Raw genomic sequence first — 20,236 nt, 5'->3', positions numbered from 1 at the left:
CCGGGATCATCCCGCCGCGGGGATCACCCAGCCGTCACGCACCGAGACCCGCAGCGGCGTTCCCGGTTCCGGCACCGGCCCGTCTCCGACGATCAGGGGCAGGCTCGTGCCCGGCAGGGCGTCGGGGACGATATCGAGGGACGTCGCTCCGCCCTTGTAGGTCGCCCGCCGGACGGTCGCGGCGAGCCCCTCCCCGCCCGGGACGAGCCCCTCCGGACGCAGGCAGGCCAGGGCCGTCCCCGTCGCGGTGCCCGGACGGCAGCGGAGCGTGGCCGTGGCGTCGCCGATGCCGACCACGGCGCGGGTGCCTCCGACGATCTCCAGCACGGTCACCTCGACCACGGCGCCCTTGCCGATGAAGCCGGCGACCATCGGGGTTGCCGGTTCGGCATAGAGGCTGCGCGGCGGCGCCACCTGGACGAGCCTTCCGCCGTCCATCACCGCGATGCGGTCGGCGAGCGCCATCGCCTCGGCCTGGTCATGGGTGATGTAGACCATGGTGGCGCCGGTCTTGGCGTGGAAGGCGGCGAACTCGTCCTCCATGGAGGCGCGGAGATGGACGTCCAGGTTCGCCAGCGGTTCGTCCAGCAGGACGAGCGAGGGCTCCATCACCAGGCAGCGCGCCAGTGCTACGCGCTGGCGCTGGCCGCCGCTGAGTTCGGCCGGACGGCGCGCCCCATACCCGCCGAGGCCGACGAGGTCGAGCGCCGCCGCGACGCGGGACTCGTAGGCTTGCCCGCGGATTCCGGCGACCGTCAGCGGGTAGCCGACATTGCCCGCGACGGTCATATGCGGCCACAAGGCGTAGCTCTGGAAGACGATGCCGACCCGGCGGTGTTCCGCCGGGACGTGGAGGCGCTGCGACGACACCGGGCGGTCGCCGATCGTGATGGATCCGCGATCCACCCGCTCGAAGCCGGCGATCAGCCGGAGCAGCGTGGTCTTGCCGCACCCGGAGGGGCCGAGCACGGCCAGGAACTCGCCATTGCCGACGGCGAGGTCTACCGCATCGACCGCGGCCGCCTGCCCGAAACGCTTCGTTACTCCGTCGAGGACCAGACCCGCCACCCAGGCTCACCCCTTGCCGCTTTGAGGATATACGACGCGGGACATAGCGCGACCGGCGGGCCGGTGCCGTGAAGATTTGGTTACATCCTTCGATCAGTATCCGTCGACAGTCCGAATCGGACGTTTTCAGGCACGCCCGAGGGGCGTCTCGCTCAGGAGCTGCTGGCTCAGCAGCATGCGCTTGAAGATGGGCTTGTGCTCCAACCCGTCAGGAATGTCGAAGCTGTAGTCGAGCAGGTCGGCACCTTCGCTCATGTAGAGCAGGAGGTCGTGCAGACGGGCGAGGGTATCGTTGTCGGCGATTCCCATCGCCTTGTCGAGCAAGCCGTGAAGCTCGTGCTCGATTTTGACCTCGTGCCGCTGGCTCATGAAGCCCTCCATAGCAAAAAGACAACAACTAGGACAGTTTGGAACATGAACAGTTTGTCTGAAACTCAGACCTTTGGAGCAGGTGCATCGGGCGCATCCTTTAAAAGGTTGAAGTCACTTTATGGATGCACCGGGCAGGCGGAGCAAACCTAAAGGAGGCACCCTGGCATATTATCATAGGAAGTATACCCCGCCAGCCCGAGACGAAACGGAAACCGGCTTGTTGGAACGGCAGTTCCCGCCCTACCGCAAGCCAGCGTAAAAAGGAGTTCCGATGGCACCGGAGCAACAGCAGCCGCCGCAGCATCAGGACGAACAGCCGGGCCGCGAAACCGAAATGACGCCGCGCCCCCAGTTCGCCCGGCGTGATTACAAAGGGAGCGACAAGCTCCTGGACAAGGTGGCCCTGATCACGGGCGGCGACAGCGGTATCGGCCGGGCGACCGCCGTCCTGTTCGCGCGCGAGGGCGCCGATGTCGCGATCGTCTACCTGGCGGAGGACAACGACGCCCAGGATACCAAGAAGCTGATCGAGAACGAGGGCCGGCGGTGCCTGACGCTGCGGGGCGACCTCGGCGACGAAGGTTTCTGCCGGCAGGTGATCGACCGCACGGTGGAGCAGTTCGGCAAGCTCGATATCCTGATCAACAACGCGGCCGAGCAGCATCCCAAGTCGTCGCTGGAGGAGATCACCGCCGAACAGCTCGAACGGACCTTCCGGACCAACATCTTCGCCTATTTCTTCCTGACCAAGGCGGCCCTGCCCCACCTGAAGGACGGCGCGTCCATCATCAACACGACATCGGTCACGGCCTACAAGGGCAGCCCGCAGCTGCTCGACTATTCCTCGACCAAGGGCGCCATCGTCGCCTTCACCCGCTCGCTCAGCCAGTCCCTGGCCGAGAAGAACATCCGGGTCAACGGCGTGGCTCCCGGCCCCATCTGGACACCGCTGATCCCCTCCACCTTCCCGGAGGACAAGGTCGAGCAGTTCGGCGGGAACGTGCCGCTCGGCCGCGCCGGCCAGCCGGAAGAGGTGGCGCCCTGCTACGTGTTCCTGGCCTCGGACGACGCCTCCTACATGACCGGGCAGGTCCTCCACCCCAACGGCGGTTCGGTCATCAACGGCTGACGGGCCGGCCAGGGGGTCAGAGACGCTGCCCCGAGGCGGCGTCGAAGACATGGCCGTTGGCCAGCTTCGGCATCAGCCTGATGATGTCGCCGGGCCGGAAATCGTGGCGTTCGACGAACATCGCGCAGGCATCCTGCCCGGCCATCCGGCAGAACACCACGGTGTCGTCGCCGGTCGGCTCGATCACCTGGATTTGGGCCTGGATGCCGGTTGCGGACGGCTCGGTCACCAGGGTGAGGTGGCCGGGGCGTATGCCGTAGGTCACCGCCTGCCCGTCGCCGGCCCGCGTCAGGGGCTCGACCGGGAACCTGACGCCGCCGGCGGCCTCGATCCAGGCAGTGCGGCCGTCCCGCCGTAGGATCCCGTCGAAGAAGTTCATCGAGGGAGACCCGATGAAGCCGGCCACGAAGGTATTGGCCGGGAAATCGTACAGTTCCAGCGGCGTGCCGATCTGCTCGACATGGCCGTCATGCATCACCACGATGCGATCGGCCATGGTCATCGCCTCCACCTGGTCGTGGGTGACGTAGATCGACGTGGTCCGCAGACGCTGGTGCAGCGCCTTGATCTCGGTGCGCATCTGCACCCGCAGCTTGGCGTCCAGGTTGGACAGCGGCTCGTCGAACAGGAACACCTGCGGATCGCGCACGATGGCGCGCCCCATGGCGACGCGCTGGCGCTGCCCGCCGCTGAGCTGGCGCGGATAGCGGTCGAGAAAGGGAATCAGACCGAGGATGTCGGCCGCCTCGCGCACCCGCTTCTCGACCAGGCCCTGGTCGGCCTTCCGCAGCTTCAGGCTGAACGCCATGTTGCCGTAGACGGTCATGTGGGGGTAGAGCGCGTAGTTCTGGAACACCATGGCGATGTCCCGCTCCTTCGGCGGCACCAGGTTGACCACGGTCCCGCCGATCGCGATCTCGCCCGCGGTGATCTGCTCCAACCCGGCGACCATGCGCAACAGGGTCGACTTGCCGCAGCCGCTGGGGCCGACCAGCACGACGAATTCCTCGTCCATGATGTCGATGTCGATGCCGTGGATGACTTCGTGCTGCCCATAGGCCTTGCGGACCTGGGCGATCCCGACGGATGCCATGGCGCTGCCCTCCTCCCTTGTTCGACCGCTCTGACGGCGGCGCTTCACGGAGGAAGCGTAACGGCTTGTGGAAGTGGCAACAAGCGCCGGGAGACGATGGGCAATCCGGTCAGAACGTGTCTTCCGGGGTTGCCGGCCGGGCGCAGGCCGTGAGCACCGCCTGGATACGGGCGGCATCCAAGGTTCGCTGCCAATGGGCGAGCGCCCCCGTGTACTCTTCCAGGTTCAGCCGGCCCCAGTCGAGGAGGAGGCCGCGGCGGAACGCGATGGCCGAGAAAAGCAGCTTCAATGTCCGGCCGTTGCCCTCGCGGAAAGGGTGCTGGAAATTCATCTCCGCATAGAAGGCGCCCATGTCGGCGGCGAAATCGGCCGACCGTTCGACCCGATCGAGCACGGCAGCGGCCTCCCCCGGGATCTCCGCCGCCGTGTTGAACACGATCTTTCCCTCGCGTCCCATGTTGATGGAGCGGGGCTCGCCCGCCCAATCGTAGAGATCCTGGAACAGGATACGGTGGGCCTGCTTCCAGACATCGAACGTGAAGCGGGTCTGGGCTTTTAGGTAGTTCATCGCTTCAGCCGAACCGTTGGCGACGAAATCGGCTTCCGCCGCCTTGATATCGGCTGGGTCAGTCAGCCCAAAACGATTTTTCAATACGCCTGAAGATGTGACGTAAGGGTCGTGTCCACCCAGGGTCAGTTCTTGGACACGCGCATCAACCTGAACCGACATGACCAGGATTATTCAGACCTGTTTGGCATGAGCGATCGCGAGGCGCATGGATTGCTCACGTGAGATTCTGCCTTCACGCACCAGCAGCGCCAAGCCTCGGTTGGTTTCGTCCTGATGAGCGCCTTCGATGCGGTTGATCGCCATGACCAAGTTTTCCAGTTGGGTCGGCTCTCCAAGGGACAAGCCGGCTTCCATGAGCAATCGATCAACCTTGATCTTCACGGTCTCCTCGAAGGGACTGCCGCTCTCCGTGCCCAGTCCGCCACGAGGCCAGTGCGGGGCGAGGGCCGAGTTCGCGGCGGCCACAAACCCTTGAACTCTCCCATGAGACTCGTTCGTCGGAGCAGGTGGCTCCTGTCCGGACCCAAGATGTCTAGAATCGTCTTGATGCAGGGCATGATCCGGCATCGAGCGGGACCGGTTCGCGTCCATGGCGGGAATCACCATTCAAGCAGTTACGCCAAGACAGCAATCCTAGCACACTTTTCACCTACAAAGTAGAAAATACCCCTTTCTGTCGAGGGATGCCGACGCAAGGATCACATCGGCCAGTACCGCCCGCTGGCCCCGATCGCCACGGTCACCAGCCCCAGGATCAGGTTGATCCCGACGATCCGGCGGATCTGGGCGAGGTTGCTCCCGCCCTCCGCCCAGTTTCCGGCATCGACGGCGCGGCGCAGGCGTTTCCAGGGGGCGAAGAACAGGTGGGCGAACAGGGCCATCATGACCAGCCCGATGCCGTGCATCACGTGGACATGCAGCCCCACTCCGGCGAACCCGCCGAAATGCAGGAAGATCATGGCGTAGCCGCTGACCAGCAGGGCCGCCACCGATGCCCAGACCCAGGGGAAGAAGCGGTCGAACGTCCCCCGCCACAAGGTCAGCCGCTGGGGCGGTTCCAGCGCGCCGGCGGCGGGCCGCAGCGCCATGTAGGCGAAGAACATGCCGCCGACCCAGACCGCGGCGGCCAGGCTGTGCAACACCAGTGCGAGTACCATCGAGAGGGATTCCTTGCTGTCAGACCGTCGGGCCGCCGATGATCGGGAAGCGCTTCTTGATCTGGCGGCCAAGCGTATCACGGACCTGGCGGTAGAAGCTGAGGCGTGTCTCGCGGTTGCCGTCGATCATCGAGGGGTCGAGGGTGTTCCAGAACTCGACGTCGCAGGCCATCGTCCGGGTCATCTCGACCGCCCGGTGCTGGGCCTCCGGCGACAGGGAGATCACGAGGTCGAACGAGGTGTCCTCCAGGAAGTCGAAGGTCTTGCACCGGTGGCGCGACAGGTCGATGCCGATCTCGTCCATGACGGCGACGACGAAGGGATCAAGCTCCCCCTCGCGCACGCCCACCGAGTCCACATAGATGCGATGGCCGTGGAAGTGCTTCATCAGGGCTTCGGCCATCGGCGAACGGATCGCGTTGTAGGTGCAGGCGAACAGCACGCTGGTGACGTTGGCGCTGTCGAACGCGCTGTTCGGGTCATCCATGTGCGTCCGCTCCGCCCCCGTCACCCGCGGATATGCAGGACGCAGATCAGGGTGAACAGCCGGCGCGCGGTGTTGTGATCCACCTCGACCTTGCCGGCGAGCCGCTCGCGCAGCAGCTCCGACCCTTCGTTGTGCAAGCCGCGCCGCCCCATGTCGATCGCCTCGATCTGGGACGGCGAGGCCTTCTTGATCGCCTTGTAGTAGCTGTCGCAGATCATGAAGTAGTCGCGCACGATGGTCCGGAACGGCGTCAGCGGCAGCAGCACCTTGCTCAGATCCTGGTCGGCGGTGTCCCGGATGTCGAACAGCATGCGGTTGTCCTCCATGCTGAGATGGAGGTGGTAGGGACCGGAGTCCGCGCATTCCTCCGGCCGGAACAGGTTGTCTTCGAGCAGGTCGAAGATCGCCACCGCCCGTTCATGCTCGACCTCGGCGCTGCGCCGGACGACGCTGCGTTCGTCGAGGGCGACATGGACGATGCGGTGGTTGGACTCTGTCACCTGGGGGCTCCATTCAGTCGGATCGACACGGAAAGCGCATGGGCGCCGAGCCCCTCGGCATTGGCCAGCGCCACGGCGGCGGGCCCGATGGCGCCGAGACTGCCCGGATCGCACCCGACCAGGGTCGTGCGCTTCATGAAGTCGAGCAGGTTCAGGCCGGAGGAGAACCGGGCGCTCCGCGCCGTCGGCAGCACATGGTTCGGCCCCGCGACATAGTCCCCGATGGCTTCCGGCGTGTGCCGGCCGAGGAAGATGGCGCCGGCATTGCGGATGCGGGCGGCCAGCGCGTCCGGGTCGTCCACGGCCAGTTCCAGGTGCTCTGGCGCCAGACGGTCGACCAGCGGCACCGCCTCGTCCAGGTTCGAGACCACGATGACCGCGCCGTGCCCGCGCCAGCTCTCGCCCGCGATGGCGGCGCGCGGGAGCGTCTTCAGGTGGCCGTCCACCGCCCGCTTCACGGCTTCGGCGAATTCGGCATCGTCGGTGATCAGGATCGCCTGGGCGCTGGTGTCGTGCTCCGCCTGGGACAGCAGGTCGGCGGCGATCCAGGCGGGATCGTTGGCGCCGTCGGCCACGACCAGGATCTCGGACGGGCCGGCGATCATGTCGATCCCGACGGTGCCGAAGACCTGCCGCTTCGCCGCCGCGACATAGGCGTTGCCCGGTCCCACGATCTTGTCCACCGGGCGGATGGTCTCCGTCCCGTAGGCCAGGGCGCCGACCGCCTGGGCGCCGCCGATCCGGTAGATCTCGTCCACGCCGGCGAGCCGGGCGGCGGCGAGCACCAGCGGGTTGAGCTTCCCGTCCGGGGTCGGCACGACCATGGTGACCCGCTCCACGCCCGCGACCTTGGCCGGCAGGGCGTTCATCAGGACCGAGCTGGGATAGGCCGCGGTGCCGCCGGGCACGTAGAGGCCGACGGCGCCGACCGCGGTCCAGCGGGCACCGAGGCGGACACCGGTCTCGTCCGTGTAGGACAGGGCTTCGGGCTTCTGGCGCCGATGGAAATCCTCGATCCTGGCGGCGGCGAGCTTGAGGCTGTCGAGCAGGCCGGGGTCGATCGAGGCGACCGCGTCGTCGATCTCCGCGGAAGTGACGCGCAGGGTGCCGGCGGTCAGGGTGACCCGGTCGAACCGGGCGGTATATTCCAGCACCGCGGCGTCGCCGCGCCCGCGCACGTCGGCCAGGATCGCGGCGACGGCGTTCTGGACGTCCTCCTGGGTCTCCCGCTTGGCGCCCAGCAGGGCGGCGAAGGCGGCCTCGAACCCGGGGTCGCGGCTGTTCAAGTCAAGCGGCATCCACGGCATCCCTGAAACGGTCGATCCAGCCGCCGATCTCCTCCGGCCGGGTCTTGTAGGCGGCCCGGTTGACCACCAGGCGCGATGTTATGTCGGCGATCCGCTCGATCTCCACAAGGCCGTTGGCGCGCAGCGTCGAGCCACTGGATACGAGGTCGACGATCCGGCGGCACAGGCCCAGCGTCGGCGCCAGTTCCATGGCGCCGTTGAGTTTGATGCATTCGGCCTGGACGCCGCGCGCGGCGAAATGTCGCCGGGTGATCTCGGGATACTTGGTCGCCACGCGGATATGGCTCCAGCGCGCCGGATCGTCGCCCTCCACCATCTCCTTGGGTTCCGCGACGCTGAGCCGGCACTTGCCGATCCCGAGGTCGAGCGGGGCATAGATTTCCGGGTAGTCGAACTCCATCAGCACGTCGTTGCCGGCCACGCCGAGATGGGCGGCCCCGAAGGCCACGAAGGTCGCGACGTCGAAGGAGCGGACTCGGATGATGCTGATATGCGGAAGGCTGGTGGCGAACCGGAGCTGGCGGCTGTTCTCGTCGTCGAAAGCCGGTTCCGGCACGATCCCGACACGGTCCAGCATGGGCCGGACCTCCTGCAGGATGCGCCCCTTCGGCAAGGCCAGGACCAGCGGTTCGCTCGCCGGTATTGACGGGATTGGCAACGGTTTCTCCAGAACTGAGCGGCTCGACGCGAGTGATAGCACAAACGGCGCGCTTGTCACCCCCGGGTCTGCGATCCGGGCCGGTCCGGGACCCGGGACAGCTGATTGCCAGTCGGCGGGGTCGCGGGCATACTGCCCCGGAACCAAAATGCGCCGGAACAAAAAAGGTAGGGCCGAATGTACGGACGAAAACGGGTGCTGGTCACGGGCGGCGCAGGCTTCCTCGGGTCGTTCCTGTGCGAGCGACTGCTCGGCGAAGGGTGCGAAGTGATATGCGTCGACAACTATTTCACCGGATCGCGCGAGAACATCGTCCACCTGCTGGACAACCCCTACTTCGAGGTGATCCGCCACGACATCACCTTCCCGCTTTATGTGGAAGTGGACGAGATCTATAACTTGGCGTGCCCGGCATCCCCGATTCATTACCAGTTCGACCCGGTCCAGACCGTCAAGACCAGCGTGCACGGCGCGATCAACATACTGGGACTGGCCAAGAGGGTGAAAGCCAAGGTCTTCCAGGCCTCGACCAGCGAAGTCTATGGCGACCCGTCGATCCATCCTCAGACCGAGGGATACTGGGGCAACGTGAACCCGATCGGACCGCGCGCCTGCTACGACGAGGGGAAGCGCTGCGCCGAGACGCTGTTCTTCGACTATCACCGCCAGTATCAGCTGAACATCCGAGTCGCCCGGATCTTCAACACCTATGGGCCGCGCATGCATCCGCAGGACGGCCGCGTGGTTTCCAACTTCATCGTGCAGGCTCTGCGGGGCGAGCCGGTGACGCTCTACGGCGACGGCAGCCAGACCCGGTCCTTCTGCTATGTGGAGGACCTGATCGAGGGCTTCGTCCGCCTGATGGCGGCACCCGACGACGTGATCGGACCGATCAACCTGGGCAATCCGGGGGAATTCACCATCCGGCAGCTCGCGGAGCTGGTGATCGAGATGACCGGATCGAAGTCCGAAATGGTTTTCAAGCCCCTGCCCCAGGACGACCCGGCCCAACGCCGTCCGGATATCGCCCGCGCGAAGGAGACGCTGGGCTGGGAACCGACGATCCCGCTGAAGGACGGCTTGGCGCGGACGATCGCCTATTTCGAGCGGAAACTGCCGGAATGGCAGGGCTGACTGGATAAGTTGCCGACCGTCAGGTCATTGTCCGTAGGCCGGCCCGGTCCACAGGACCGGGCCGGCCTACGGGCTGTATCGGCAGGGAGGGGCACCGGTTCAGGCGGCGTGACTAGCCTCACCCTGGGTCAGCAGCGCATAGATGGCTTCCGAACTGTCGGAGCCGCGCAGCTTGTCGCACATCGTTCCGTCCCGCAGCAGGCGGGACACCCGGGCCAAGGCCTTGAGGTGGTCCGCGCCAGCCGCTTCCGGCGCCAGCAGCAGAAACATCAGGTCGACGGGCTGGTCGTCGATGGCGTCGAAGTCCACCGGCCGTTCAAGCCGGGCGAAGACGCCATGGACACGGTCCAGGTTGGCAAGCTTGCCGTGCGGAATGGCGATGCCATGCCCCACGCCCGTCGTGCCGAGCCTTTCCCGTTCGAGCAGCACGTCGAAGATCGCGCGTTCGTGCTGCCCGGTCAGTTCCGCCGCCTTCTTCGCCAGTTCCTGCAACGCCTGCTTCTTGCTGCCGGCGCGCAGGTTGGCGATGATGCTCTGGGGCGTGATCAGATCAATCATATGCTTTTACGGCGACGCCTGGTCAGGCGCCGGCTCCCTCAGTGCCTTTGGGATCGATCCAGCCGACATTTCCATCGTGCCGGCGGTAGATCATGTTCAGGCCGCCATGGGCTCGGTTACGAAACATCAGGGCCGGAAGTTCGGCCAGGTCCATGCGCATGACGGCTTCGCTGACCGTGAGCGTGTCGATGGCGGTGGTCATCTCGGCGATGACCACGGGTTGGGGATGCCCGTCGTGGCCGTCCTGCGGCGAGGAGGGTACCGCGTCATAGGTGTCTTCATCATACCCGTCGATATGGGCTTCGTCGGGCTCCGCTTCCAGGATGTACTGGCTGGCGGGAAGCGGCGCCAGGGCCATGGCACCGTCAACCGCCTCGCCGCTGTCGGCGTGCTTGTGATGGTCCTTGAGACGGCGCTTGTAGCGGCGAAGGCGCTTGGCGATCTTGTCGGCGGCGGTATCGAAGGCGGGATAGGGCTCGCTGGCCTCGGCATTGCTCTGCAGCAGGATATTGCGGCCGACATGCACCGAAATATCGGCTTTGAACAGGTGGGCCTCGCGCGAGAAGACCACGTTGGCCTCGATCGGACGGCCGAAATACTTGCCTACGATGGCGGTTAGGCTCTCATCGACGTGGGTTCGCAGCGCGTCCCCGACGTCAAGCTGTTTGCCTTTGACGGATAGGTGCATGACGTAGGTTGTCCGGAGTTCTGGGCCCGTAGATGGGATCATGCAGGGCGACGTCACTGCTGGGCCGTGACGAAGGTGACGCCTCCCGAAAGTTGACGAACAGCCTCATTGCTGCAACCGTTCCCGGATTGGCGGAGTCCGGCCTTCTACCGCAGATCCGCCGGGGACAGTCTCACAGTCTCATGGACTTTTCGCGGCGGCGCTGGACCGATGACGGGATCCGCATGGCCTCACGATACTTTGCCACCGTGCGGCGCGCAATGTCGATCCCATCCGATTTGAGAATCTCGACGATCCGGTCGTCGGAAAGAATGCCTTCCGGGGCTCGCCGTCGATGAGGGCCTTGATCCGGAACCGCACCGCCTCCGCCGAGTGGGCTGCCTCCCCATCGGCCCCGTTGATCGATGAAGTGAAGAAGTACTTCAACTCGTAAACGCCGCGCGGGGTCGCCATGAACTTGTTCGTCGTCACCCGGCTGACGGTCGACTCGTGCATGCCGATCGCCTCGGCGATGTCGCGCAGGATCAAGGGGCGCAGATACTGAACGCCCTTGACGAAGAAGAGGTCCTGCTGCCGGACGATTTCGGTTGCAACCTTCAGGATCGTGTTGGCGCGCTGGTGCAGGGATTTCACCAGCCAGTTCGCGGAATTGAAACGCTCGGAAATGTACTCCTTCTCGGCCTTGTTGCGCACCTCCCCGCTGACCTGAGCGAAATAGCGCTGGTTGATCAGCACCCGCGGCAGGGTCTCGGTATTCAACTCGATCAGCCAGCCGCCCCCCGGCTGCAACCTCATCAGGATGTCGGGCGTGACCGTCTGCACCACCTGGTGGTCGAAGCGCAGGGCCGGCTTTGGATCGAGCGTCCTGATCTCCGCCACCATGTCGGACAGGTCCTCTGCATCCACGCCGCAGACCTTCAGCAGTGCCGAGACGTTCCGCGCGGCCAGCAATTCCAGGTTGTCCAGCATCGCCTGCATCGCCGGGTCCAGGTGGTTGCGCTCGCGCAGCTGGATCTCCAGGCATTCCTTCAGGCTGCGGGCGAAGACGCCGGGCGGGTCGAACCGTTGCACCCGACGCAGGACCGCCTCGATCCGGGAAAGCTCGCAGTTCAACTGCTCGGCGAGCGCGTCCAGGTCGCCCGTCACGTAGCCGGCGGCGTCGAGCATATCGACCAGGGCCAGCCCGATCAGCCGGTCCACCGGATCGGCGATGTCGACGTTGAGTTGGCCGATCAGGTGGTCGCGCAGGCTGGTCTCGCCGCTCAGCGTCTGCTCGAGGTTGTAGTCGCCGTCCTCGAAGCTGCTGCCGCCGCCCTTCGACGACCAGTCGCCGAAAGCCTCGCCCCCGTCGAAGCCGCCATCGGCGGCGCTGCCGTTGGTCCAGACATTTTCGAAGTCGGTATCGAGCGGCGCGTCGGACCCGCCGGCCATGTGGTCCGACGTGGTCAGTTCGTGGGTATCGAGCTGCCTCTGGTCGGCGGAGTTGACGGCCGGGGCCGGTTCCGCCTGATCGATGCCGCCTTCGCGGCCCCCCTCGCCTCCCCCGCCCGGCGCTCCGGTGCCGTCGCCGTTGGCCTGGCCGCCGTCACCGCCGAACTCCGCCTCGTCGCGCTCCAGCAGGGGGTTCTGCTCGATCTCGCGGTCGACATAATCCGACAGTTCCATGTTGGAGAGCTGCAGCAGCTTGATCGCCTGCTGCAGCTGCGGGGTCATGACGAGTGACTGGGTCTGTCTGAGATCGAGACGTTGTGTAAGCGCCATGGTACCAGGAGGGTCGTTAGAGGCTGAACCTTTCGCCGAGATAGACCCTGCGCACATCCTTGTGCGCCACGATCTCCGACGGCTCGCCCTCCATCAGTACCATACCATCGTGCAAAATGTATGCCCGATCGACGATCTCAAGCGTTTCTCTTACATTGTGATCAGTTATGAGTACTCCGATACCCCGGTCGCGCAAATGGGTTACCAGTTCGCGAATGTCGTTGACCGCGATCGGATCGATACCGGCCAGCGGCTCGTCCAGCAGGATGAAGTGCGGCTGGGACGCCAGCGCGCGGGCGATCTCGACGCGGCGGCGCTCGCCGCCCGACAGCGCCAGGGCCGGCGTGCGGCGCAGGTGGGAGATCGAGAACTCCGCCAGCAATTCGTCGAGCATGGCTTCGCGCGCCTCGCGGTCCGACTCGACGACTTCCAGCACGGCGCGGATGTTGTTCTCGACCGACAGCCCCCGGAAAATCGACGCTTCCTGCGGCAGGTAGCCGATGCCCAGGCGCGCCCGCCGATACATGGGCAGGGTCGTGATGTCCTGCCCGTCCAGGCTGATGGTACCGTAATCGGGCGAGATCAGGCCGGTGATGATATAGAAGCAGGTGGTCTTGCCGGCGCCGTTCGGTCCCAGCAACCCCACGGCCTCGCCCCGCTGGACCGTGACGCTGACGTCGCGCAGCACCGGCCGCTTCTTGTAATGCTTGCCGAGATTGCTCGCCATCAGACCCTGGTTGTCTGCGACCAGGCGCGGAGCCGGGCCGCCGTCGGGCCGAAGCGCCGGCCGGGGGGACGAAGCACTGGTTTCGGAACGATCCGGCTTCCTGAACTCCCGGATACTCAATTGCCGGTGCCTCCGGGTGATGTTTGGGCGGGCGCCGTCGGGGAAGGTGCCGGCTGGGCTGCGGGGGGCTGGGCGCCGCCCGGCTGCTGGCCGGGGACGAACAGGCCGCGGACGCGCTCGCCGGTGCGGTTTCCGGTGCTGAGCAGGCGGCTCACTCCCGTGTTCATGTTCACCTCGGCGGTCTGGCCGTTCAGGTGGTTGTCGCCCCGGGTCAGGCGCACGTCACCGGTCAGGGTCGCGATGTTGGTCTTCAGGTTATAGACGCCCTCCCGGCCCCGCGCCACATCGGTGGGAGTGGTAATCACCACATTCCCCTGTGCATCGATGCGGGTCATCTCGAGCGCCCCGTCGGCACCCTCGGCGAACAGGCCGACCAGCACGTCGGCGCTCACCCGATTGGCCTCGCGCACCGCCACGGCGTCGCCGCGGGCCACGGCGAGCTTCTGCGTCTCCCAGTATTCCAGGCTGTCCCGGGCGGTCACCACGTCGGTCGGGGTGACGAGCCTGAGGTCGGAGCCGGTGACCACCGCGACCTGCTTGTCCACGTCGTAGACGGCGCGGTCGCCATAGACGTTCTGCTCCGGCGAGAAGATATGGACCTTGCCGTCCGCCGCCAGCCGGAAGATCTCGGTCCCGCCGGACGGCATCTCGCGGTAATAGGCCACCAGCGTGTCGCCCTCGATGGTGACGTCGCCGCGCTTCGCGACCGCGTTGCCGCGCGCGACGTAGGCTTTCTGTTCCTGGTGCCACTCGATGGCCTGGTCGGCGTCGACCGCGATGGGGAGCCCGTCCCCTCCCGTGCCGCCGCCCAGCGCTTGCGCCCGGGCCGGCGCCGCCTGGAGGGCGCCGAGGACCGCGGCCGAAGCGAGGGCAGATGCGAGAACTGTTGTGCGAAACCACGTGCTCATCGCTCGACCTGCTCCGGTATGGACTGTTCTTGGGACGCCCGCTCGACGACTCGGGGCGGCGCATCGGGAATGACCGGGTCGCCCGCCCCCGCGGGCGGGGGAGCGGCGATGGAGGCGCCCGCGCCCGGCAGCGCGCTGGAACCGGACAGGCCGGGCGCCAGGTTGAGCCGCGCATGGCCCGTGAAGACGATGGTCTGGCCGCTGTCGAACAGGCGGAAACCCTGGGCGAACAGCTCGCCAAACGGCCCCTGGCCCGTCACCGGCAGGTCGCCCCAGGCATTGCCGGCATTGACGTCCACATGGGCCTCGTCGGTCTTGAACTCGTAGCCCCTGTCGTGGAACAGGTTGACGTTGCCGAGCAGCAGCAGCTTGCCGGTCTGGTCGTTGTAGCGCCCCCGGTCCGCCTTCACGGCCACCCAGGTGCCGTCCTGGAGGGTCAGCTCCGCCTGGGGCCGCACGAGGTCGAGCACGCCGGGCTCGCTGGTCGACTGCACGGCCCGGTCGGCGGTCACCGAGAACGGCCGGTTCTGGCTGTCGGTGCCGACGTAAAGCGCCCGCATCATCTCCAGCTCGCCGGAATCACGCCGCGGGGCGGACTGCTCGACGCCCTGGATGCGGGGCCACGCCGCCAGCAGGGCGATCAGGCCGAAGGCGAGCAGCGGAAGCACCACCTTCATGAACCTGACGAAGAAGGAATAGGCGCCGCCGGCCCGGGCGATCCGGCGCATGCGCGCCGTCAAAGGGTCCGCCTGGGTCCGGTCCGCCTGGGTCCGGTCCATTTGGGGGGAAGCCTCCCGGAGGTCTCCGCCCCGGGGATCCCCGGGGCTGCCGGGCGTGGAATGAACCATGGCGTCAGGCCACACCGGCCCGCAGGCAGTCATGGATATGGATGATGCCGACCGGGCGGCCGTCATCGGTGACGAACAGGCTGGTGATCGCCATCGCGTTCATGATGCCGAGCGCCTCGCCGGCCAGTGCCGAGGGCCTGATCGACTTGGGATCGGCGGTCATGACGGACGCGGCCGGACGGCCCAGCAGGTCGGGGTTCATGTGGCGACGCAGGTCGCCGTCGGTGATGATCCCGGCCAGCCGGCCATCGGGGCCGGTCAGGCCGACGCAGCCGAAGCTCTTGGCGGTCATCACCAGGATCGCGTCGCAGACCCGGATGTCGAGCGGCGCCAGCGGCAGGTCGGCCCCCTTGTGCATCAGCTCGGTGACGCGCAGCAGCTGCCGGCCGAGTTGGCCGCCGGGATGGAACACCTTGAAGTCGGCGGCCGAGAAGCCCCGACGCTCCAGCAGGGCCACGGCCAGGGCATCGCCGAGCGCCATCATCATGGTGGTCGAGGTGGTGGGCGCCAGGCCGAGCGGACAGGCTTCCGGGCTCGCCGGCAGGATCAGGGCCACGTCGGATTGCTCGGCCAGGGACGACTGGATCCGCCGGGTGATGCCGATCAGCGGAATGCGGAATCGCTTGGCATAGGCGACGATGTCGGCCAACTCGGCGGTGTCGCCCGAATTGGACAGCGCGATAACCGCATCGTCCTTCGCGATCATGCCCAGGTCGCCGTGGCTCGCCTCGCCGGGATGAACCCACAGCGCCGGCGTGCCGGTGGAGGCGAGCGTCGCCGCGATCTTCCGCGCCACATGTCCGCTCTTGCCCATGCCGGTGACCACGACGCGGCCGGTGATGCGCCCGAGCAGCCCGACGGCGCGGCCGAAGCTGGCGTCCAGACCCGCCGCGAGGTCGATCAGGGCCTCCGCCTCCAGGCGAAGGACCCGTCCCGCCACCGCGATGTCGCCGTCGAGCAACATGTCGACCGGCGCCGATTGCGCGAGCGTCCTGTCGGGGTCGGTCGAATGGTCCAAGGCTGGCTAACTCCCAATTTCGTTAGGGCAAATTCCCGCCCGTCTAGAACTCGTCGGGTGGACTACGTCCACAGGATGCGGAAGCGGCCCGCCCGGCCCGGCTTCGGCGAGGACAGTATGCCCATCGCCCGGAACCTGGTCAAACCCGCGCGCCCGCTATAATGCCGCAGATGGGGACACCCTGCCCGGATACTGTGCATCGCCGGCCCCGCGGCGGGGCCGCGCACCGGCCGTCAATGGGCGAAGATGTCCTGGTCCGCCCAGCCGCCGAGATCCAGCGCCGCGCGGGTCGGCAGGAAGCGGAAGCATTCGGCTGCGAGGCCGGTGCGCCGCTCGCGCTCCAGCATGGCGTCCAGCCTGCCGCGGAGTTCGTGCAGGTGAAGCACGTCGGAGGCGGCGTACTTCAACTGTTCGGGCGTCAGGTCGGCGGCCCCCAGTCCGAGGATTGCTGCTGCTTCGACAACTCCACGCCCAGCAGGTCCTTGCATAGGTCCTTCAATCCGTGACGATCGGTGAAGGTGCGCACCAGCCTGGAAGCGATCTTGGTGCAATAGACCGGCTCGCACACGACTCCCAGGTAAGCCTGCAGGACGGCGATGTCAAACCGGGCGAAGTGAAACAGCTTAGTGACTGTCGGATCGGTCAGCAGCCGCTTCAGGTTGGGCGCGTCATAATGACCCTGGCGGAACTGCACCATATGGCAGTTGCCGTCGCCGGCCGAAAGCTGGACCAGGCACAGGCGGTCGCGGACGGGGTTCAACCCCATGGTCTCGGTATCGATGGCGACGCTGGAGCCGAAATCGTAGTCGTCGGGGAGATCGCCGTCGTAAAGCTCTATGGGCACTGCCGTCCATCCCGGAAGCGGGAACGGCCGCTTCGATCCACGTGCACCTTTAAGGAATAAGGTGCCTGCGATCTAGCGGCCGTTACCGAGGAATTGGTGCCCAGGAGAAGACTCGAACTTCCACGACATTTCTGCCACAGGTACCTGAAACCTGCGCGTCTACCAATTCCGCCACCTGGGCGATGTGGAGCCGGGATATATGGCCCTGGACGCATGGTGTCAAATGCTTTTTCACGCCCTAGCTTCCCTTGCCCGGGGACGGGAGCGGCGGCGGTGCGGCGTCGCTGCCGCACCGCCGCCGCGGCGCTGGCTCCCTGCGCGCACTTTCGTTATAAGCACTGCCCAACAGCCCGCGACGCTGGTCCCAGCGCCGAAAGGGGCGCCGGCAATTTTCAGGCTTGGAGAAATCGATGTCCTTTCGGTATCGGGTAGCCACGGTTTTCGGCGGGTCCGGGTTCATCGGCCGCCACCTGATCAAGCGGCTGGCGAAAACCGGCACGGTGATCCGGGTCGCGACCCGCCACCCGAGCAACGCCAATTTCCTGCGCATGAACGGCGCGGTGGGCCAGATCATCCCGATCGCGACCAACATCAACGACGACACCTCGGTCGCGGCCGCGGTGCGCGACGCCGACATCGTGATCAACCTGATCGGCATCCTCTACGAATCCGGCGTCAACACCTTCAAGGCTACGCAGGGCGATGCGCCGGGCCGAATCGCCCGCGCCGCCAAGGCGGCCGGCGCCCAGCGGTTCGTCCAGGTCTCCGCGATCGGAGCCGACGCCAACTCCGCCTCGGCCTACGCCCGGACCAAGGCCGCCGGCGAGCAGGCGGTGCGCGACGCCTTCCCGGAAGCCACGATCCTGCGGCCCAGCATCGTCTTCGGACCCGAGGACAGCTTCTTCAACCGTTTTGCGGCGATGGCCAGGATCTCCCCCGCCCTGCCCCTGATCGGCGGCGGCCATACGAAGTTCCAGCCGGTCTATGTGGGCGACGTCGCCGATGCGGTCATGAAGGCGCTGGAGTTGCCGGAAGCCCGGGACAGGACCTATGAGCTGGGAGGCCCGCGGGTCTACACGTTCAAGGAACTCATGGAACTCGTGCTGGCGGAGACGCGGCGCAAGCGCTTCCTGGTCCCGGTCTCCTGGCCGCTGGCGGAACTCCAGGGCAAGATCCTGGGCAAGCTGCCCAAGCCGATGCTGACGGTGGATCAGGTCGAGCTGCTGAAGTCCGACAACGTGGTGGCGCCGGGCGCCGCGACGATCCAGGACCTGGGCATCGACCCGACCGCGGCGGAAGTCATCATCCCCACATATCTGGACCGTTTCCGGGTCGGGGGCCGCTTCTCCCAGCGCGCGGGCGGCTACACCGCGTGACGTCCGGCGCACCTGCTTCGACGCTTTCGAAATGCGGGCTTCTCAGCCCGCATTCTTTTTGTCTAATCTCGCGTGTTGATGCACCGCGGCATCGGTTGTAGCAGAAACCCCGCGGACGCTGGCTATTTCACCATATAGTCCTTTTTCGGCCCTATTAGACTGCTAACTTAGAAGACGGTCTGCACAAAATTCAGACAGGCGGGGGCGGAACAGGCAAATTAGTCAACAACCATGTCCTATTCGATTTTTTTTGCTGGCGAGGCCTGGGAATATGACGTATATCGGCTGCACCCGGCATAGTCTGGACAAGTTTGTTTCCACCTCCACGCGGTTACGCCGATGTGGCCGTGACCCTTTCGATGCGACCGGGGCCCGATAAGCCTTTGACGTCCCGAAGGGCCGAGCTGAAGGATTGTTCGCCATGGCGCAGAAGATGTTGCAGTTCGTCCGAACCGACAAGCGCATGCCCGACAAACGGGATGCCGCGACGCGCAGCCACGACTTCGACGAGATCTATGGCGAGTTCGACCAGAAGGGCGCGGAGGAACAGTCCGGCCGGTGCTCCCAGTGCGGCGTGCCGTTCTGCCAGGTCCATTGCCCGCTCCACAACAATATCCCGGACTGGCTGAAGCTGACCGCCGAGGGACGGCTGGAAGAGGCCTACGAGCTGTCGTCGGCGACCAGCAACCTGCCGGAGATCTGCGGCCGCATATGCCCGCAGGACCGCCTGTGCGAGGGCAACTGCACGATCGAGCAGTCGACCCACGGCACGGTCACCATCGGCTCGATCGAGAAGTACATCAACGACACCGCGTGGGAGCGGGGCTGGGTCAAGCCGCGCGTGCCGCTCCGCGAGCGCGGGCAGTCGGTCGCCATCATCGGCGGGGGCCCCGGCGGCATGTCGGCGGCCGAGCAGCTTCGCGTCAAGGGGTACGAAGTCCACGTCTACGACCGCTACGACCGGATCGGCGGCCTGATGATGTACGGCATTCCCGGCTTCAAGCTGGAGAAGTACGTGGTCAGCCGCCGCGTCCAGCTGCTGGTCGACGAGGGCATCATCTTCCATACCGATTTCGAGGTCGGCCGCGACGCCACGCTGGCCGAGCTGCGGGCGAAGCACGATGCCGTGCTGATCGCGACCGGGGTGTACAAGGCGCGCGACCTGACGGTCGCAGGCTCCGACCTGGGCAACATCGTGCCGGCGCTGCAGTACCTCACGACCAGCAACCGCCAGGGCCTGGGCGACGCGGTTCCCGAATATGACAGCGGCGCGCTGAACGCGGCCGGCAAGAACGTCGTCGTGATCGGCGGCGGCGACACGGCCATGGACTGCGTCCGCACGGCGATCCGCCAGGGCGCCAAGTCGGTCAAGTGCCTGTACCGCCGCAACCGCGCCAACATGCCGGGCTCCCAGCGCGAGGTCCACAACGCCGAGGAAGAGGGCGTCGAGTTCGTCTGGCAGTCCGCCCCCGAAGGCTTCGAGGGCAAGGACGGCATCGTGACCGGCGTCCGCGCCCACCGCATCCATCTCGGCGTCGCCGACGCCAGCGGCCGGCAGACCCCGCAGGTGATCGAGGGCTCCGCCTACACGCTGGAGGCCGACCTGGTGATCAAGGCGCTGGGCTTCGACCCGGAGGACCTGCCGACCCTGTTCGGCGAGACCGGCCTGAAGGTCAGCCGCTGGGGCACGGTGACTGTGAACTTCCGCACCATGATGACCAGCCTGGACGGCGTCTTCGCCGCCGGCGACATCGTGCGCGGCGCGAGCTTGGTCGTGTGGGCGATCCGCGACGGCCGCGACGTCGCGGAGCACATGCACGCCTACCTGCTGCAGAAGGCCGAGGCCGGCGCATCGGCCGCCGTCGCGGCCGAGTGAGCGCCTGACGGCTGCCCGGGCCGGAACACTCCGGCC

General features: G+C 66.4%; 20 protein-coding genes, 1 tRNA gene and 2 pseudogenes. 4 read left to right on the top strand and 19 right to left on the bottom strand.

Annotation, left to right across the window (positions count from 1 at the left end):
* Positions 1-6 precede the first annotated feature (6 nt).
* Positions 7-1,068 carry an ABC transporter ATP-binding protein gene (locus DPR14_RS04825; RefSeq protein WP_158044147.1) on the bottom strand — a complete coding sequence of 354 codons (1,062 nt, stop codon included), beginning with the start codon at positions 1,066-1,068 and terminating at the stop codon, positions 7-9.
* A gap of 126 nt (positions 1,069-1,194) precedes the next feature.
* Positions 1,195-1,437: a hypothetical protein gene (locus DPR14_RS04820; protein ID WP_158044146.1), complete on the bottom strand. Its 243-nt coding sequence runs from the start codon at positions 1,435-1,437 to the stop codon at positions 1,195-1,197.
* 274 nt (positions 1,438-1,711) lie between these two features.
* Here DPR14_RS04820 and DPR14_RS04815 point away from each other — a divergent pair, with 274 nt between their 5' ends.
* Positions 1,712-2,569, top strand: a complete 858-nt coding sequence (locus DPR14_RS04815; RefSeq protein ID WP_158044145.1) for an SDR family oxidoreductase — start codon at positions 1,712-1,714, stop codon at positions 2,567-2,569.
* Positions 2,570-2,585: 16 nt separating this feature from the next.
* Here the strand turns inward: DPR14_RS04815 and DPR14_RS04810 are convergent, their stop codons facing one another.
* From DPR14_RS04810 to hisG, 8 genes are all read right to left on the bottom strand, one after another.
* On the bottom strand, positions 2,586-3,662 hold the full coding sequence (locus DPR14_RS04810) for an ABC transporter ATP-binding protein (protein WP_158044144.1): 1,077 nt from the start codon (positions 3,660-3,662) through the stop codon (positions 2,586-2,588).
* Between the two features lie 109 nt (positions 3,663-3,771).
* On the bottom strand, positions 3,772-4,392 hold the full coding sequence (locus tag DPR14_RS04805; protein WP_158044143.1) for a Fic/DOC family protein: 621 nt from the start codon (positions 4,390-4,392) through the stop codon (positions 3,772-3,774).
* A gap of 12 nt (positions 4,393-4,404) precedes the next feature.
* Positions 4,405-4,614 carry a hypothetical protein gene (locus DPR14_RS04800; protein WP_158044142.1) on the bottom strand — a complete coding sequence of 70 codons (210 nt, stop codon included), beginning with the start codon at positions 4,612-4,614 and terminating at the stop codon, positions 4,405-4,407.
* 317 nt (positions 4,615-4,931) lie between these two features.
* Entirely contained in the window at positions 4,932-5,390 is a 459-nt protein-coding gene (locus DPR14_RS04795) for a CopD family protein (protein ID WP_158044141.1), read from the bottom strand.
* A 19-nt stretch (positions 5,391-5,409) separates the two neighbouring features.
* Positions 5,410-5,877 (bottom strand): arsenate reductase ArsC, encoded by a 468-nt coding sequence (locus DPR14_RS04790; RefSeq protein ID WP_158044140.1) that lies wholly within the window; start codon positions 5,875-5,877, stop codon positions 5,410-5,412.
* A 20-nt stretch (positions 5,878-5,897) separates the two neighbouring features.
* Positions 5,898-6,377 (bottom strand): UPF0262 family protein, encoded by a 480-nt coding sequence (locus tag DPR14_RS04785; RefSeq protein WP_158044139.1) that lies wholly within the window; start codon positions 6,375-6,377, stop codon positions 5,898-5,900.
* On the bottom strand, positions 6,374-7,675 hold the full coding sequence (hisD, locus tag DPR14_RS04780; RefSeq protein WP_158044138.1) for a histidinol dehydrogenase: 1,302 nt from the start codon (positions 7,673-7,675) through the stop codon (positions 6,374-6,376). Before hisD ends, DPR14_RS04785 begins: the two co-directional genes overlap by 4 nt.
* Complete coding sequence (gene hisG / locus DPR14_RS04775; RefSeq protein WP_246148856.1) at positions 7,665-8,342, bottom strand: ATP phosphoribosyltransferase; 678 nt, start codon at positions 8,340-8,342, stop codon at positions 7,665-7,667. The genes hisD and hisG overlap by 11 nt, the downstream gene beginning before the upstream one ends.
* Before the next feature lie 177 nt (positions 8,343-8,519).
* On the opposite strand from hisG, the gene DPR14_RS04770 reads away from it, so the two are divergent.
* Complete coding sequence (locus DPR14_RS04770; RefSeq protein ID WP_158044137.1) at positions 8,520-9,476, top strand: UDP-glucuronic acid decarboxylase family protein; 957 nt, start codon at positions 8,520-8,522, stop codon at positions 9,474-9,476.
* A gap of 99 nt (positions 9,477-9,575) precedes the next feature.
* On the opposite strand, the gene ptsN is transcribed toward DPR14_RS04770, so the two are convergent.
* From ptsN to DPR14_RS04725, 9 genes and pseudogenes are all read right to left on the bottom strand, one after another.
* Positions 9,576-10,034 (bottom strand): PTS IIA-like nitrogen regulatory protein PtsN, encoded by a 459-nt coding sequence (gene ptsN, locus DPR14_RS04765; protein WP_158044136.1) that lies wholly within the window; start codon positions 10,032-10,034, stop codon positions 9,576-9,578.
* A gap of 22 nt (positions 10,035-10,056) precedes the next feature.
* Positions 10,057-10,722 (bottom strand): ribosome hibernation-promoting factor, HPF/YfiA family, encoded by a 666-nt coding sequence (gene hpf, locus DPR14_RS04760; protein WP_158044135.1) that lies wholly within the window; start codon positions 10,720-10,722, stop codon positions 10,057-10,059.
* A 172-nt stretch (positions 10,723-10,894) separates the two neighbouring features.
* A pseudogene (gene rpoN / locus DPR14_RS04755) lies at positions 10,895-12,483 on the bottom strand (RNA polymerase factor sigma-54).
* A gap of 16 nt (positions 12,484-12,499) precedes the next feature.
* Positions 12,500-13,234: an LPS export ABC transporter ATP-binding protein gene (gene lptB / locus DPR14_RS04750; RefSeq protein ID WP_158047986.1), complete on the bottom strand. Its 735-nt coding sequence runs from the start codon at positions 13,232-13,234 to the stop codon at positions 12,500-12,502.
* A 92-nt stretch (positions 13,235-13,326) separates the two neighbouring features.
* Positions 13,327-14,238 (bottom strand): LptA/OstA family protein, encoded by a 912-nt coding sequence (locus tag DPR14_RS04745; protein WP_158044134.1) that lies wholly within the window; start codon positions 14,236-14,238, stop codon positions 13,327-13,329.
* Positions 14,235-15,017 (bottom strand): LPS export ABC transporter periplasmic protein LptC, encoded by a 783-nt coding sequence (lptC, locus tag DPR14_RS27135; RefSeq protein ID WP_192499280.1) that lies wholly within the window; start codon positions 15,015-15,017, stop codon positions 14,235-14,237. Before lptC ends, DPR14_RS04745 begins: the two co-directional genes overlap by 4 nt.
* A gap of 73 nt (positions 15,018-15,090) precedes the next feature.
* Positions 15,091-16,050: a KpsF/GutQ family sugar-phosphate isomerase gene (locus tag DPR14_RS04735; protein WP_158047985.1), complete on the bottom strand. Its 960-nt coding sequence runs from the start codon at positions 16,048-16,050 to the stop codon at positions 15,091-15,093.
* Between the two features lie 287 nt (positions 16,051-16,337).
* Positions 16,338-16,948: pseudogene (locus DPR14_RS04730) on the bottom strand (ribonuclease D).
* Between the two features lie 94 nt (positions 16,949-17,042).
* Positions 17,043-17,129 (bottom strand) — tRNA-Leu (locus DPR14_RS04725).
* Positions 17,130-17,358: 229 nt separating this feature from the next.
* Here DPR14_RS04725 and DPR14_RS04720 point away from each other — a divergent pair.
* Together DPR14_RS04720 and DPR14_RS04715 are read left to right on the top strand one after the other, a co-directional pair.
* A complete protein-coding gene (locus tag DPR14_RS04720; RefSeq protein ID WP_158044133.1) occupies positions 17,359-18,324 on the top strand; it encodes a complex I NDUFA9 subunit family protein in 966 nt (321 codons plus the stop codon).
* Between the two features lie 421 nt (positions 18,325-18,745).
* Positions 18,746-20,200, top strand: a complete 1,455-nt coding sequence (locus DPR14_RS04715; protein ID WP_158044132.1) for an NAD(P)-dependent oxidoreductase — start codon at positions 18,746-18,748, stop codon at positions 20,198-20,200.
* Positions 20,201-20,236 lie beyond the last annotated feature (36 nt).

It is taken from the genome of Skermanella pratensis, from assembly GCF_008843145.1.
Classification (GTDB): Bacteria; Pseudomonadota; Alphaproteobacteria; order Azospirillales; family Azospirillaceae; genus Skermanella; species Skermanella pratensis.
The sequence above is the reverse complement of the archived record's forward strand: the minus strand, read 5'-3'. Positions and strand labels throughout refer to the sequence as shown.

Bases quoted from the DNA above. Each gene is read 5' to 3' on its own strand.
- DPR14_RS04790 (WP_158044140.1), bottom strand. From the start codon at position 5,877: ATGGATGACCCGAACAGCGCGTTCGACAGCGCCAACGTCACCAGCGTG.
- DPR14_RS04810 (WP_158044144.1), bottom strand. From the start codon at position 3,662: ATGGCATCCGTCGGGATCGCCCAGGTCCGCAAGGCCTATGGGCAGCAC.
- DPR14_RS04820 (WP_158044146.1), bottom strand. From the start codon at position 1,437: ATGAGCCAGCGGCACGAGGTCAAAATCGAGCACGAGCTTCACGGCTTG.
- DPR14_RS04715 (WP_158044132.1), top strand. From the start codon at position 18,746: ATGGCGCAGAAGATGTTGCAGTTCGTCCGAACCGACAAGCGCATGCCC.
- hisD (WP_158044138.1), bottom strand. From the start codon at position 7,675: ATGCCGCTTGACTTGAACAGCCGCGACCCCGGGTTCGAGGCCGCCTTC.
- DPR14_RS04795 (WP_158044141.1), bottom strand. From the start codon at position 5,390: ATGGTACTCGCACTGGTGTTGCACAGCCTGGCCGCCGCGGTCTGGGTC.
- hpf (WP_158044135.1), bottom strand. From the start codon at position 10,722: ATGCACCTATCCGTCAAAGGCAAACAGCTTGACGTCGGGGACGCGCTG.
- DPR14_RS04720 (WP_158044133.1), top strand. From the start codon at position 17,359: ATGTCCTTTCGGTATCGGGTAGCCACGGTTTTCGGCGGGTCCGGGTTC.
- ptsN (WP_158044136.1), bottom strand. From the start codon at position 10,034: ATGATTGATCTGATCACGCCCCAGAGCATCATCGCCAACCTGCGCGCC.
- DPR14_RS04815 (WP_158044145.1), top strand. From the start codon at position 1,712: ATGGCACCGGAGCAACAGCAGCCGCCGCAGCATCAGGACGAACAGCCG.
- DPR14_RS04805 (WP_158044143.1), bottom strand. From the start codon at position 4,392: ATGTCGGTTCAGGTTGATGCGCGTGTCCAAGAACTGACCCTGGGTGGA.
- DPR14_RS04735 (WP_158047985.1), bottom strand. From the start codon at position 16,050: ATGTTGCTCGACGGCGACATCGCGGTGGCGGGACGGGTCCTTCGCCTG.
- DPR14_RS04745 (WP_158044134.1), bottom strand. From the start codon at position 14,238: ATGAGCACGTGGTTTCGCACAACAGTTCTCGCATCTGCCCTCGCTTCG.
- DPR14_RS04770 (WP_158044137.1), top strand. From the start codon at position 8,520: ATGTACGGACGAAAACGGGTGCTGGTCACGGGCGGCGCAGGCTTCCTC.
- lptC (WP_192499280.1), bottom strand. From the start codon at position 15,017: ATGGACCGGACCCAGGCGGACCGGACCCAGGCGGACCCTTTGACGGCG.